The sequence below is a fragment of the Erythrobacter sp. S43 genome (assembly GCF_057364955.1).
The window spans coordinates 2,479,342-2,493,150 of the sequence record NZ_CP200285.1; the positions used below are offsets into that span (position 1 = coordinate 2,479,342).

13 protein-coding genes, 1 tRNA gene and 1 other RNA gene are annotated in these 13,809 nt (G+C 58.9%); 10 read left to right on the forward strand and 5 right to left on the reverse strand.

Annotated elements, in window-relative coordinates; translation table 11 throughout:
- Positions 1–13: 13 nt before the first annotated feature.
- The 6 genes from ffs (at position 14) to AC0V6K_RS12215 (ending at position 5,764) form a co-directional block, all read left to right on the forward strand.
- Positions 14–108, forward strand: an RNA gene (ffs, locus tag AC0V6K_RS12190) — signal recognition particle sRNA small type.
- A 146-nt stretch (positions 109–254) separates the two neighbouring features.
- Positions 255–1,934, forward strand: coding sequence for a DNA polymerase III subunit gamma/tau (locus AC0V6K_RS12195; RefSeq protein WP_472622605.1), 1,680 nt, complete (start codon positions 255–257; stop codon positions 1,932–1,934).
- A gap of 21 nt (positions 1,935–1,955) precedes the next feature.
- Positions 1,956–2,297, forward strand: coding sequence for a YbaB/EbfC family nucleoid-associated protein (locus AC0V6K_RS12200; protein ID WP_472622607.1), 342 nt, complete (start codon positions 1,956–1,958; stop codon positions 2,295–2,297).
- 5 nt (positions 2,298–2,302) lie between these two features.
- Positions 2,303–2,788: a hypothetical protein gene (locus AC0V6K_RS12205; RefSeq protein ID WP_486172653.1), complete on the forward strand. Its 486-nt coding sequence runs from the start codon at positions 2,303–2,305 to the stop codon at positions 2,786–2,788.
- Positions 2,789–2,883: 95 nt separating this feature from the next.
- Positions 2,884–5,283, forward strand: coding sequence for an endopeptidase La (gene lon, locus AC0V6K_RS12210; protein WP_472622611.1), 2,400 nt, complete (start codon positions 2,884–2,886; stop codon positions 5,281–5,283).
- A gap of 208 nt (positions 5,284–5,491) precedes the next feature.
- The gene (locus tag AC0V6K_RS12215; RefSeq protein ID WP_472622613.1) at positions 5,492–5,764 is read left to right on the forward strand and encodes an HU family DNA-binding protein; all 273 of its coding nucleotides are present in this window, start codon (positions 5,492–5,494) and stop codon (positions 5,762–5,764) included.
- 91 nt (positions 5,765–5,855) lie between these two features.
- Here the strand turns inward: AC0V6K_RS12215 and AC0V6K_RS12220 are convergent, their stop codons facing one another.
- Genes AC0V6K_RS12220 through rlmB form a run of 3 tightly spaced genes read right to left on the reverse strand, consistent with a single transcriptional unit; the run spans position 5,856 to position 8,740 of the window.
- Positions 5,856–6,899, reverse strand: coding sequence for a hypothetical protein (locus AC0V6K_RS12220; protein ID WP_486172654.1), 1,044 nt, complete (start codon positions 6,897–6,899; stop codon positions 5,856–5,858).
- A gap of 32 nt (positions 6,900–6,931) precedes the next feature.
- On the reverse strand, positions 6,932–7,924 hold the full coding sequence (locus AC0V6K_RS12225) for an ATP synthase subunit B family protein (RefSeq protein ID WP_472622617.1): 993 nt from the start codon (positions 7,922–7,924) through the stop codon (positions 6,932–6,934).
- Positions 7,925–7,948: 24 nt separating this feature from the next.
- Positions 7,949–8,740, reverse strand: a complete 792-nt coding sequence (gene rlmB / locus AC0V6K_RS12230; protein WP_472622619.1) for a 23S rRNA (guanosine(2251)-2'-O)-methyltransferase RlmB — start codon at positions 8,738–8,740, stop codon at positions 7,949–7,951.
- Between the two features lie 168 nt (positions 8,741–8,908).
- On the opposite strand from rlmB, the gene AC0V6K_RS12235 reads away from it, so the two are divergent.
- Both AC0V6K_RS12235 and AC0V6K_RS12240 read left to right on the forward strand, forming a co-directional pair.
- Positions 8,909–8,994 (forward strand) — tRNA-Tyr (locus tag AC0V6K_RS12235).
- A gap of 103 nt (positions 8,995–9,097) precedes the next feature.
- Positions 9,098–9,739, forward strand: coding sequence for a bifunctional 4-hydroxy-2-oxoglutarate aldolase/2-dehydro-3-deoxy-phosphogluconate aldolase (locus AC0V6K_RS12240; protein ID WP_472622621.1), 642 nt, complete (start codon positions 9,098–9,100; stop codon positions 9,737–9,739).
- Between the two features lies 1 nt (position 9,740).
- Here AC0V6K_RS12240 and AC0V6K_RS12245 read toward each other — a convergent pair whose 3' ends face one another.
- The gene (locus AC0V6K_RS12245; protein ID WP_472622623.1) at positions 9,741–10,478 is read right to left on the reverse strand and encodes a hypothetical protein; all 738 of its coding nucleotides are present in this window, start codon (positions 10,476–10,478) and stop codon (positions 9,741–9,743) included.
- 90 nt (positions 10,479–10,568) lie between these two features.
- Between AC0V6K_RS12245 and AC0V6K_RS12250 the strand changes: the two genes are divergently transcribed.
- Complete coding sequence (locus AC0V6K_RS12250) at positions 10,569–11,708, forward strand: beta-ketoacyl-ACP synthase III (protein ID WP_472622625.1); 1,140 nt, start codon at positions 10,569–10,571, stop codon at positions 11,706–11,708.
- Here the strand turns inward: AC0V6K_RS12250 and AC0V6K_RS12255 are convergent.
- Positions 11,669–12,769, reverse strand: a complete 1,101-nt coding sequence (locus tag AC0V6K_RS12255; protein WP_472622627.1) for a phosphatase PAP2 family protein — start codon at positions 12,767–12,769, stop codon at positions 11,669–11,671. The two genes, AC0V6K_RS12250 and AC0V6K_RS12255, sit on opposite strands and share 40 nt — an antisense overlap.
- A 185-nt stretch (positions 12,770–12,954) precedes the next feature.
- Between AC0V6K_RS12255 and AC0V6K_RS12260 the strand changes: the two genes are divergently transcribed.
- On the forward strand, positions 12,955–13,707 hold the full coding sequence (locus AC0V6K_RS12260) for a phosphatidylserine decarboxylase (RefSeq protein ID WP_472622629.1): 753 nt from the start codon (positions 12,955–12,957) through the stop codon (positions 13,705–13,707).
- The last annotated feature ends 102 nt before the right edge of the window (positions 13,708–13,809 follow it).

The window sequence follows — 13,809 nt, forward strand, 5'->3', positions numbered from 1 at the left end:
GCCATATGGCCGCTCGGGAGTCGGGTGGACGTTTGCGTTCGCTCACCGGGTCAGGTCCGGAAGGAAGCAGCCCAGGTGAATTGCGGCGGGTCGCTCGGCTCCTTTTCCTCAAATCTTTGATGATCTGCGCCATGACAAAGCGCTGGCAACCGCGTAGCGTGTCGGCGTGACTGATTCCGATCCTGATCTGAACGCGCCTGAAGAGGACGATAAGCCGACCGCAGCTGAGCTGGAGGCGGCGGGGCAGGATTCTGATGTTTGGTGGACTTGAGCCAGCGGTTGCTGAGCCTTCACCTGCTCCGACGCCAACTCCCGCGCCCACCTCAGATAATCAGCCCTATCGCGTTCTCGCTCGCAAATACCGGCCGCAAACTTTCTCCGAGCTGATCGGTCAGAAGCCAATGGTGCGCACGCTTGCCAATGCGATTGAGCGGGACCGGCTGGCGCATGCGTTTTTGATGACGGGTGTGCGCGGGGTTGGTAAAACTTCGACCGCGCGTCTGATCGCCAAGGCATTGAACTGCGTCGGGCCAGATGGCGAGGGCGGTCCAACCATCGATCCATGCGGCCAGTGTGAACCGTGCCGTGCGATTGCCGAAGGGCAGCACATGGACGTGATCGAGATGGACGCCGCCTCGCACACCGGCGTGGATGACGTGCGCGAGATTATCGAGGCGGTGCGCTATGCTGCGGTCTCGGCGCGCTACAAGATATACATCATCGACGAAGTTCACATGCTGTCGCGCAACGCCTTCAACGCGCTGCTGAAGACGCTGGAAGAGCCGCCCGCGCATGTGAAGTTCCTGTTCGCGACAACCGAAGTCGACAAGCTGCCGGTCACGGTGCTCAGCCGCACGCAGCGCTTCGATCTGCGCCGCATTCCGGCCTCCATGCTCGCCGAACATTTCGGCAATGTCTGTGCAAAGGAAGGCGTTGAGGCCGAGGAAGAGGCGCTCAATATCATCGCTTCTGCGGCCGAAGGGTCAGTGCGCGATGGTCTCTCTATTCTCGACCAAGCGATTGCCCATGCCGACCTCGATTCCGACGGCAAGGTAACAGCCGCCCGCGTGCGCGACATGATCGGGCTCGCCGACAAAGGCGCGCAGCGAGCATTGCTCACCCACCTGCTTGAAGCGGATGCGCCCGCATTGATCGATGCGATTGACGAACAATATGCATTGGGTGTCGAGCCGCTGGCGCTGATGCGGGCGCTGATGGATATCGTCCACCGGATCACGGTGTCGCAGGTTGGCGGGGCCGAGCCCAATGCGCCGAGCGAAGATGAGCGCGCGGCGCTCGCGGAGTTCGCGCAAAAACTGAGCGCGGCCCAGCTGCACCGCTTGTGGCAATTGCTGCTGAAGGGCCATGAGGAAGTGCGCCAAGCGCCCGATCCACTGGTTTCACTGCAAATGGCTCTGCTTCGCGCACTGCATGCATCGGAACTTCCCGATCCGGGCAAGCTCGCCAAGCGTATCGAGCAGATGGCGAAAGAGGGTTTTGCTCCGGCAGCGGGCAGTGGAGTGCCAGCGGAAGGCGCCACGGCTTCGGCAGAAACAGGCGGGCTTGATTGGGCGCATCTGGTCGAACAGGTCGACAATGCCGGGCACCTTCGCGTGGCCCAGATGATGCGCGATCGTATCCGCGTGATTGAACTGGCGCCTGAAAAGCTGACCTACGAGCAGGCCGACAATTACCCTGATGACCCCGCGCCCGATATCCGCGACGCGCTGTTCAAGCTCACGGGCAAGCGCTGGCTGGTTGAAAAGGGAGCGGGCGAGGCGCACCTATCACTTAGAGAGCAGGCGGAAGCCGCGGCGAAGGCTGAAAGTGACCGTATCCGCTCGGATCCGCTGGTGAAGGCGACGCTGGAGGCGTTTCCCGATGCCGAGCTGATCGAACCGAACAACAAAGTGGCCCGCGTCGCGCGCGGCTGACCCGAACAACGGAGACCCCCGATGAAGTCGATGGAAGAAATGATGCAGGCCGCTCAGCAGGCTGCTGAAACGATCCAGAACCAGATGAACGACATGCAGGTTAAGCTCGACTCGATCGAAGTCGAAGGCGCTGCGGGCGGCGGATTGGTCACCGTGAAGGCGACCGCAAAGGGCCGCATTCTGGGCGTCAACATCGATGATAGCTTGATGAAGCCGGAAGAGAAAAACATAGTCGAAGACCTCGTCACCGCCGCGTTTAACGACGCGCGCGACAAGGCCGACCGTGTCTCCGCCGAGGAAATGAAAAACATGCAAAGCGGCATGGGCCTGCCACCGGGATTCAACCTGCCCGGGATGGGGTGAGGTAAGTGCGGCTGCCCTTAGCGTTGCCGATCATGGCAGTCGGCCTTTCGGGATTGGCTGCCATTGTATCCGCTGGAAATCAGCAAGCCGATCCAGAATCAGGCGAGGCAGTTGTTGAGGAGATGTTCTCTACGAACATGGGGCCAGTCTGCTGGGCTGCGATCATCGAGGCATCATTTCAAGTCGCTTCCCGGTGTGATTTGGGCGACCAAGCGGCCAGCGCTGCGACGCTTGAAGCCTACGAACGCGCGCGAAATGAACTGGCGGAAAAGTTCGAGGCCCACGGTTGGAGTAGGGATCGGATAGACCAGTTTCGTTCTCAGATGGGCCAGGCGGGCACGCCAACCGAGAAGTTGTGCGAACTTGGAAGCGACGAAGATTCCAAGGTATTCTTGTACGCAATGGCCCAAGCCACACCCGAAGAAATCCAGAAAACGACCAAAGTGATGGTTGAAAAACCCGGACCACCCGAATGGGGCACCTGCCTTTGACTCTCAAACGCACGCATCACGCCATGCCCACCGCGTCCACAGCTTCCTGACCTTCGCCATTGCGGCCACCGCGCCCGCTACCCATATTCTCCATCATGACACAGCATTTCCCTCTTCTCCCTCTCCGTGACATCGTCGTTTTCCCGGGCATGGTCGTGCCGCTGTTTGTGGGCCGCGACAAATCCGTGGCCGCGCTCGAAGCAGCGATGGAAGCCAGCAAGGATATCTTCCTGCTCGCGCAGCTTGATCCGGGCACCGACGATCCGGAAGGCGATGACCTATATGACGTGGGCGTCGTCGCGCAGGTTCTGCAAATGCTCAAACTGCCCGATGGCACGGTGCGCGTGCTGGTCGAAGGCACCCACCGCGCCACGCTCGCTTCGATGCGCGCCGAGGATGACTATGTCCTCGCGGAAGTCGCCATGATCGAGCCGGAGACGGTTTCGGGCAGCGAAGTCACCGCGCTGATGCGCCAGGTGACCGAGCAGTTCGGCGAATATGCGAAGCTCAATAAGAAGATGGGCGATGACGCAAAGGTCGATGTTTCGGACGTGGATGATGCGGGCGATCTGGCCGACACAATCGCTGCTGCGCTGAACGCCAAGGTATCGGACAAGCAATCGCTGCTGACCGAAGCGTCGCCGCTCAAGCGGCTCGAACTCGTCATGGCCTTTATGGAAGGCGAGCTTTCGGTGCTTCAGGTCGAGCGCAAGATCCGTGGCCGCGTAAAGCGCCAGATGGAAAAAACGCAGCGCGAATATTACCTCAACGAACAGCTCAAAGCGATCCAGAGCGAGCTGGGTGGCGGTGATGGCGAGGACGGCGATGAGCTGGCCGAGCTGACCAAGAAGATTGAAGAAACCAAGCTTTCCAAAGACGCCAAGGAAAAGGCCAATGCCGAGCTGAAAAAGCTCAAAGGCATGCAGCCCATGTCTGCCGAGGCGACCGTGGTGCGCAATTATCTCGACGTGCTGCTGGGCCTGCCGTGGGGCAAAAAGAGCCGCGTCAAAAAGGACATCGCCAAGGCTCAGGAAATTCTCGACGCCGATCACTACGGGCTTGAGAAGGTCAAAGACCGCATCATCGAATATCTCGCGGTGCAGGCACGGACCAATAAGCTGAAAGGTCCGATCCTGTGTCTCGTAGGCCCTCCGGGCGTCGGTAAGACCTCGCTCGGCAAATCGATTGCCAAGGCAACAGGCCGCGAATTTGTGCGCCAATCACTGGGCGGCGTGCGTGACGAAGCGGAAATCCGTGGTCACCGCCGGACCTATATCGGTTCGATGCCGGGCAAGATCGTCAACAACCTGAAGAAGGCCGGGACCAGCAACCCGCTGTTCCTGCTCGACGAGATCGACAAGCTCGGTCAGGACTTCCGCGGCGATCCGGCATCGGCGCTGCTCGAAGTGCTGGACCCGGAACAGAACAACAAGTTCCAGGACCACTATCTCGAGCTCGACCTCGACCTGTCAGACATCATGTTTGTGACCACCGCGAACAGCCTCGATCTCCCTCAGCCGCTGCTGGACCGGATGGAGATCATCCGTCTGGAAGGTTACACCGAGGACGAGAAGGTCGAGATTGCGACACGTCACTTGATCCGCAAGCAGGTCGACGATCACGGTCTGAAAGATGGTGAGTTCGAGCTGACCGAAGAGGGTCTGCGCGACCTGATCCGGTTTTACACCCGTGAAGCCGGTGTGCGAACGTTGGAGCGTGAAATCGCGCGGCTGGCGCGTAAGAGCCTGCGCAAGATCCTTGAAAAGGAAGCGACCTCGGTCACGATCACGCCAGAAAACCTTGGCGAGTTTGCCGGTGTGCGCAAATTCAAGCACGGCATGTCTGAAGACGAGCCGCAAATCGGTGCGGTGACGGGTTTGGCATGGACGTCGGTCGGCGGTGAACTGCTCACCATCGAAAGCGTCACCACGCCGGGCAAGGGCGAGATCAAGACCACCGGTAAGCTGGGCGATGTGATGCAGGAAAGCGTCGCGGCGGCGTTCAGCTTCGTGAAGTCACGTGCGCCGGCGTACGGGATCAAGCCATCGCTGTTCCATCGCAAGAACATCCACATCCACCTGCCCGAAGGCGCGGTGCCAAAGGATGGACCGAGCGCTGGTATCGGGATGGTGACGTCGATCGTATCGACCCTTTCGGGCGTGGCGGTGCGGCCAGATGTGGCGATGACAGGCGAAGTCACTCTGCGCGGCCGCGTGTTGGCGATTGGCGGATTGAAAGAGAAACTGCTCGCTGCCCTGCGTGGCGGGATCAAGAAAGTGTTGATCCCGGAAGAGAACGTCAAAGACCTCGCCGAGCTGCCCGACAATGTGAAGGAAGGCTTGGAAATCGTGCCGGTGGCGCATGTCGACCAAGTGCTCGAACAGGCATTGACCGAAGTGCTGGCTCCGATTGAATGGACCGAAGCTGACGATCTCGCGAGCCAACCGGGTGGAACCCCGGGCGGTTCTGGCACGGGTGCGCCCACAGCTCACTGAGGAGTGGCATCAGCGTGATGCCCATCACATGGTTGGCTGATTGCTTCGAGCTACTCGGTTCGTCGCGGTTCCAAGGTGTTTGACCAAAAACGGCGATTTTCGGCGGCTTTTACCTTTGACAGCCCGCAGAAAAACGTCTCAATTCACGCACTTTGTGACATCTGATTCACATCAACGGTTACGGCAGACGGACAAAGGGGGTTCACGGATGAACAAGAATGATCTGATCGGCGAAGTGGCGGCTTCGACTGGCCTTTCGAAAAACGACGCCTCTAGCGCGGTAGAAGGCGTTTTTGACGCCATCACAAAAGCACTGTCGAAAGGGGACGAAGTGCGATTGGTTGGCTTCGGCACTTTCTCAGTGGCGCAGCGCAAGGAATCGACAGGTCGCAACCCGCGCACCGGTGAGCCGATGACGATCAAAGCATCCAAGCAGCCCAAGTTCAAAGCAGGCAAAGGTCTGAAAGACGCGGTCAACTGACCCGCGATCAGGCAGCGCGAATGCGCGCGCACCAAAAAGCCCCGCCGATCCTTGTGATTGGCGGGGCTTTTGTTTGCCGGTTGGAGTTGGCTTAGCGGGGCATCCCGATCAGCGCCGTGGGCGAGCCTTTGGATTTGGAGTCGATGACCCAGGTCAGCTTTTGGCGATCGCCTTCGATCTGAGTGCCCTCATCCGTGTTGTTGGCGAGGACCGTGCCTGTTGTGATTATCGTAAATGTCCCTTCGACATCGGGGATGTCGCTCAAGGCTTCCATTTCGCGGTTGCGGCTTCCGCCGAAACCGGGCGCTGCCATCATCAGTGGGATCAGCGGATTGCTGACCGATTGCGGGGCAAAGCCAAGCGCATTGATCCGCACCTTGTCGCCATCACGCAGGAACATCTGCACGAAGGGGTTGGTGGTCGGAAAATCCTCCATCATCGGGAACATGTAATCGTGGCTAAGCGTACCGCTGATTTTGTAGCTGATCTCGAACAGGCCGTCGCCTTTGACTTCGACCTTCTCAAAACCCTTTTGACGGAGAAGGACATCGGCAAGCTTCTGCTCAGCCTCAGGGTCGCTAGGATCGACGCCGCCAATGAGTTTGGAGAACTGTTCCATCTGTTCTTCGTCACGTTTGCGACGACGCTCTTGACGCTCTTCCCACTCTTTGCGCTGCTGGGCTTCTTCCTCCGGCGTGCATTCGCGTGACCCTGAATACCCCTCGTCCACTGTCTCGATTAACACCGGAGGGGGCGGAGCAGGCACCGCGACCGCTGTCGGTTCATCGGTTGAAGTTTCTTGGAACGAAGAGTCCCCGGCCGCCTCAGCAGCTTCCTCAACTGCATCTTCTGCGGCCGCTTCAGCGGCTTCCACAACCGCCTCTGCTGCAGCATCTTCAGCCGAGCCATAGCAATAGGCGCGGAACTCCCTTTGTGATCGATCGCGTTCTTGCTGCGCCTTGATCCAGCTGGATAGACCCAGAAGATAGACTTCCCCATCATAGGTGAAGGTGAATTGGTCATCCTCAAGGATCGTCAACTCGGACGTGAACTTTCCCGGCGTTATGAAACAACCGGTCAGCATCAGCGAGAGGCCCGCTAGCATCGCAGCGGCGCGCAAGCGGATGGGTGTCATTGCAGTCATCTTTCTTCTCTCCCTGAACTCACTCAATCCAATCCGATCAACGCCATCGGCGCTGAGCGCGTGCGTGACGTGATCGTCCATTCAATCCGCTGCATGTCGGTGCCTTCAACTTCAATCGGACCTTCATCGGTGTTGTTGGCCAGAATGCGGCCATTGGTGATGATGGCGAACGTCCCGTCGAGCTCCGGGATATCCTGCGCAAGCTCGCGATCTTCATCATCGCCAAAGGCCTGCATCACACCCACCATGCCCGACATCATGCCGCCCAATGGTCCTTCGCCGCCTTGAACCGCGAAGCCGGGAGCATCGATGCGAATTGTGTTCGGCTCACGCACCGCGGCGGTGAGCATGAAGTTGTTCATCGGGAATTTCTCGAATGTCGGGAACACAAAGTCGTGACTCATCGTGGCAGTGATTTCGAACGAGACGTTAAATTTGCCATCGCCGAGATGCTCGACCTCTTTCCAACCGCGCTGGCGCTTCAGGCGCTTGACCAGTTCGTCTGCCGATTCCGGATCGGATGGGTCGAGGCCTCCGAATAGCAGGTTGATGATCTGCGCTTGCTGCTCGGCCTGTTTGCGCTTGCGTTCTTGAGCTTCGTCATAAACTTCGCGCTGTTCTGCGAGCTCTTCTTCGGTGCAATCGCGCTCTTTGAGAAGGGAGTAATCATCCTCGTCCTCACCTTCTTCTTCGACAACGGCTTCACCGGTATCATCGGGGAAGAGCGAGCTTACGGGCGCTTCAGTCTCTTCGGTCGCGCCTTCTTCATCGGCACTGTCGACATAACACGGCTGTTCGACGAAGTCGGTCTCTCCGCTTTCGCCAAACATTGCGCCGGCCTCTGCCAGCTGGCTCATCGCGAGAAGGTAGATTTCGCCATCATAGCGATAGGTGAACTTGCCATCGCTTAGCAGCTCAAGCTCGGACGTGAACTTGCCCGGCACCAGCATGCAACCGGTCATCAAAAAAGCTGCGCTGATGAGCGCGATGAAGCCGCGAAGGCCGTTCCTGTTCATTCAAGTGCTCCCCTGTTGATGCACCTAGCTGCGTGTTGCCGTGGCATATAGCGCAATCGCCGCCGCATTGGATACATTAAGGCTTTCAATATCCGAAGAAATTGGCAATCGCGCAAGGGCATCGCAATGCTGCGTGATATTATGCCGCATGCCTTCGCCTTCGGCCCCTAGAACCAGCGCGACGGGGCCAGCGGGCAGGGCTTCTTCAAGCGTGGCCTCGGCTTCTCCGGCAAGGCCGATGCGCCAGTATCCGGCCTCTGCCAGCTCATCCATTGCGCGCGCCAGATTGACGACGCGCACCCACGGCACGGTTTCCAGAGCACCGCTGGCGGACTTGGCGAGAACGCCGCCTTCGGGCGGGGCGTGGCGATCTTGGGTGACGATACATGCTGCGCCAAAGGCAGCCGCCGAACGCAAGATGGCGCCGACATTGTGCGGATCGGTAACCTGATCGAGCAGGACCACTGACCGTTTGGGATCGCCGGTTGCAACCTCATCGAGGAAACGGGTGGGGAGCGGCTCGCATTCCAGAACAAGTCCCTGATGCGGGGCGTCTTTCGCGACCAATCGGGCGAGGTCCGTTACATCGGCATACTCGACTGGAAAATCGGGCGGCAGCTCTCCGTCCAATGTGTCAATTCCATCGCGCGTCGCCCACAGCTTTCGGTGCTGGCGTTCTGGGTTCTTTAGCGCAGCTTCAACAGGATGACGGCCCCACAGTCGAACGTTGCCTGAAGTCGCCTTGCCGGATCCGCGCCCACCTTTCATCCGTCCCGCGCGTCCGCGCAGCGCGCGTTTCTTGTCACCTTTGGCCATCGCCTATTTCCATTTTCTTGTCTGAATTTTGCACTTCATCCGCTCCCCTGCCAGTCGCCCCATTGACAGGCAAGCGCCGCTTCGCCAAAGGGGCGCCTCTCGGCAGCACAGCCCACGGGTTGTGCGTTCTTTCAGAAGCGCTTTGCTTCTTCGAAAAGGCCCATGTGTGGACAGGTGGCCGAGTGGTTAAAGGCAGCAGACTGTAAATCTGCCCGCGCAAGCGTACGCTGGTTCGAATCCAGCCCTGTCCACCACCGGCCCCAAACAAGATCGCATCGCTGCATAAGTATACGGTCTTAACCGTTGCTCTTCCATGTGCCATGACCGCTCTGCACTCCAGCAAGCAGAGCAAGACCCATGACCTACGACGATCTTTCCCAACGCCTCGCTACCGCACCGGTTGTGCCGCTTGTCGATGACGATGATGCAGGTCGCGCGGTCGCGACGTCCGAGGCGTTGGCGGCTGGCGGGCTTACGATCATCGAGGTCGTGATGCGCAGCGATGGCGCGCAAAAGGGCATGGAAGCAATCCTGCAGCGGACTGAGGGATTGATCGTCGGGGCAGGAACGGTCTTGACGCTCGATCAAGCCAAGTCGGTCGTGGACAGCGGCGCGGAGTTCATCGTTTCACCCGGTCTGGTCGATGAGATCGCCGAATATTGTCTGGCGGAAGATATCCCGTTCTTTCCCGGCACCATGACGGCAGGTGAAGTGCAGCGCGCCTATGCTCTGGGTCTACGCAATGTGAAGTTTTTCCCGGCGAGCCTCGCCGGCGGGGTGCCTATGTTGAAAGCGTTGGGCTCGGTGTTTCGCGAAATGAAATTCATGCCGACTGGCGGTGTTTCCGCTGACAATCTGCCCGATTTCCTCGCGCTGCCACACGTGATTGCATGTGGGGGAAGCTGGCTCACGCCGAAAGCTGATATCGAGGCTGGTAACTTTGAGGCGGTGACCGATCTGGCAAAGCAGGCAGTCGAGATCGCCAAAGGCGCGCGATGATTCAGGCCTTGCTGCCGACGGCCGCTGGGGGTGTGGCTTTGCGCTTCTTCTGCTTGTTTCCCTGATGCGTGAAAAAGATGATCAGGCCCACGCCGACGACGCTGGGGCCTGCCCAGATGATCGGGTTGAAGACCAGCTCTGGCAAATAGCGCACCAGGCCTACAGATAGAAACGCGGTGTAGGCCGAGATACCCATTCCGATCAGGGCTCGAAAGTGCTCACCAACATACATCGCGCGCGGAACTTCGCTGCGCCAAATATAGAGCTGCTGAATCGCCATTGCGGCCAGACCGAAGATAGCGACCATGATCATGGTCGGCTGACTCACCTGCCAGCCATAGAATGCGCTCCACAATGCGCTAAGCATCACCGCTGCGATCACGGCTTGGTATCGGAATGAGCGCAGCGCCTTGTGATTGCGCGCGTGCTTCACGACCGCGAGTCCGTAATCGGCAAAGCCAAGGGTCAGCAGGCCAAGATAGAGCATCATCCAGCCCAGCAGCCCGCGAAACGCGGCGCGGTCCTCAATCGATGGAACACGGTCTGGATAGGCGGTCAGCGAAAGGATCGCCATTGCGATGGCCAGCACGCCAGCACCGATAAAGCCATAACAACCGATCCGGCCCCAGCGGCGATGCGGCTGGCTGCCTTTTCCCGTAGCGATGGGCACCCAGAACGCGATCAAACCCACCGTGCCGGTGATGATGTGTAAGACAATCAGGGTGCCGAAAACTGTCATCCCGCACGATGTACAGAATTCTGGACAGTCCGGAAACCCACAAGCTTGGACACTTGCCCGCGCGTGACGCTGGCAGTATTGCGCGCGGCCATGGACGATATGCATCTCACACACCGCCCCGTTATCTCCGCGACGGGCCTCTTCACCCCCAGCGAATCGATCACCAACGAAGAGCTCGTCGAAAGCTTCAATGCCTATGTCGACAAGCACAATGCCGAGAACGCCGATGCGATTGCGGCGGGCGAGGTTGAGGCGCTGTCGCATTCCTCGGTCGAGTTCATCGAGAAGGCGAGCGGCATCAAAGCGCGGCACGTGATGACCAAAGATGCGATCCTCGACGTGGAAAAAATGCGTCCGGATATTGAAGAGCGATCTAACGACGAAATCTCGATCATGGCCGAGATTGGCGTGAAAGCGGCCAAGCAAGCGCTGGAGCGGGCAGGGCGCAAACCGGAAGATGTCGACGCGGTTTTGTGCGCGGCCTCGAATATGCAGCGCGCTTATCCCGCGATGGCGATCGAGATTCAGCAGGCGCTGGGCATCGAAGGCTTTGGCTTTGACATGAACGTCGCATGCTCATCGGCGACCTTCGGCATCCAGACCGCGGCGGATTATGTCCGCGCTGGCAATGCCAAGAGCGTCTTGGTCGTCAGCCCGGAAATCACTTCGGGTCACCTCAATTGGCGCGACCGGGACAGCCACTTTATCTTCGGTGATGTGGCGACTGCCGTTTTGGTGGAAGACGAGGCAATCGCTCCCGAGAACCACTGGGCAATCCTCGGCACCAAGCTGAAGACCGTTTTCTCAAACAACATCCGCAACAATTTCGGCTTCCTCAACCGTGCAGCCCCCGAAGGCGAGGGCACGGCCGACAAGCTTTTCGTCCAAGAAGGGCGTAAGGTGTTCAAGGAAGTCGTGCCGATGGTCGCACAGATGATCATCGATGAGGCGGGCAAGCTCCAGATTGACCCGACAACGCTTCGCCGCATGTGGCTGCACCAGGCGAATACAGGCATGAACCGTCTGATCGCACACAAAGTGCTGGGCCATGAGGCGAATGAAGACGAAAGCCCGACGGTGCTCGACACCTATGGTAACACTTCAAGCGCAGGTTCGATCATCGCATTCCATCAGCACAGCGATGATCTGGGCACAGGTGACACCGGCCTGATCTGCAGCTTTGGCGCGGGTTATTCGGCCGGTACGGTGTTTGTGCGCAAGGTTGCCTGACGCGCCAAGAACGTGTCCCACGCGCCGATAATCGCCTGCGACATTTTCCAGATTATTGCCACCGCGACTAGCGAGACGAGGCCGTCTACTGCGTAGTGGTAGGCGAGGTGCACGCTGCTGATCCAGGTGATGAAGAAGAACGCGCCGAAGAACATGCCCCATCCTTTGTGCACGCGGCGCACCGCGATCCAATAAAGGAACGCAATCGCACAGTGCATGCTGGGCATGGCGGTGATCCCGCTACCCAAACCATTCTCTGCATCGGCGTACCATTCGAGCAGCATTTCCTGCACGTTCAGCACCATGATCGGCACTTCGTTGTTCGCGGCGTATAGATATTCCATCTGCCCGCCATAGTGCCAATCGCCCAAGATCGGGCCGAGGAAGCAGGGGCCAACCGATGCAAGCATGGTCGCCATCAATCCGCCAACCAAAGCCCAGCTGAGAGCATAGGTGAGGAAGAACTGCCGCCTGACCGAGCTATCCATTTTGGCAAAGACGAAGAACATCACGCCGGGGTAAAGGAGCAGGAACCACAGGTGGTAAAGCAGCGCGAGAAACGCGGTTACGATGGGGAACCCGATGACGGGCTGCATCACTTCCCAGGCATCATAGCCAAAGAACAGTGCACGATCCCATTCGATGAATGCGGCATCCCACGTGTAATCGTTGAACAGCGGGATGGCTGATTTCATCTTCGAAAAGAAGGGAAGAGCCAGAATGGCAACCGCCAGCAAGGGCAAGCCACTGAGGATCTTGTTGCGCAATGCGGGTGAGCTGTAGCGCTCTCTTAGGAACCCGATCGGGCTTGAGGGGCGATGTTGATAGAGCTGCCGAACCGCATCGTAGATCGCCAGCACCAGCGCAAACAGCAGGAACAGGCGCGTATTTTCAATGATGGCGCCAACGCCTAGGGTCACCCCCTGCGACACAAGCAAGCCGACGCAGACCGACAGCAAAACAGCGGCAATCACATAAATCGGGACTTCGCCCAGCCAGCGGCTTGGCAAATCGTCATTCTTGCCCGGCAATTCCGGTGCGGCTGCAGCGTTACTCGTCATGGGGGCTCGAAATATGGTAAATATCTTACTTAAAGGTGAAGCATTCCACTGCGCATCACAGGCTGAGAATTCAGATGCTTCGGCAGGTGTTGGGCTCGAGCTGCATGGTCGTTAACGCCAAAAGGCGGTGCGCAATCTGACGCGCTAGGTTGCTTGGCAGCATCCGAGCACCTAAATGCCGCGGCATGGCTGGTGAGATTCTAGATAATCAGGGGCGCGGCGAGGCTGGTTGGAACTGGCCCGCAATCCACCCTGAAGGACGCAAGTTTGGTGTGATCGCTGTGGTGATCAGCCTGTTCTTCCTGTTGTTTATGGACTGGGAGATTGTCGGGTGGCCGCTGCTTGGCGTTTCGGCCTTCGTTTTTGCGTTTTTCCGTGATCCTGAACGCGTGGTGCCTTCTGCGGAGGAGGCGCTGGTGTCACCGGCTGACGGTGTCGTGTCGCTGATCACCGAAGTTGAGCCGCCGCTTGAGCTGCAGATTGATGACGGTCTCGGCAGTCCGGGGCTTCCGGCCGGTAAAGTAACGCGCGTGTCGATTTTCATGTCAGTGTTCGACGTGCACATTAACCGCGCGCCGATTGGCGGTACGGTGCGGCGTGTCGTTTACATGCCCGGCAAGTTCATGAATGCCGACCTCGACAAAGCGAGTGAGGAAAACGAGCGCCAGCATCTGCTGATCCAGCGCGCCGATGGCCTCTCCATTGGCTTCACCCAGATTGCCGGATTGGTCGCGCGGCGCATCATTCCGTTTGTGAAACCGGGCGATACGGTGGCGAAGGGGCAGCGCATTAGCCTGATCCGTTTTGGCAGCCGTGTGGACGTTTATCTTCCCGAAGGCACAAGTCCGGCGGTTCTGCGCGGTCAGCGCTGTATCGCGGGCGAGACTGTGATTGCCGAACTGGGTACTCAGAAACTTCTAGAGGGCGTTGCCCACTGATGAGGGGGCTTTGAGCAAGCGAGGCAGAAACGTCGGCCAAAGGCTGTTTGCTGCGCGGCTCGGTCCAAAGGCGGCTGAAGACGAGGATGTCGAGAGTGTCGC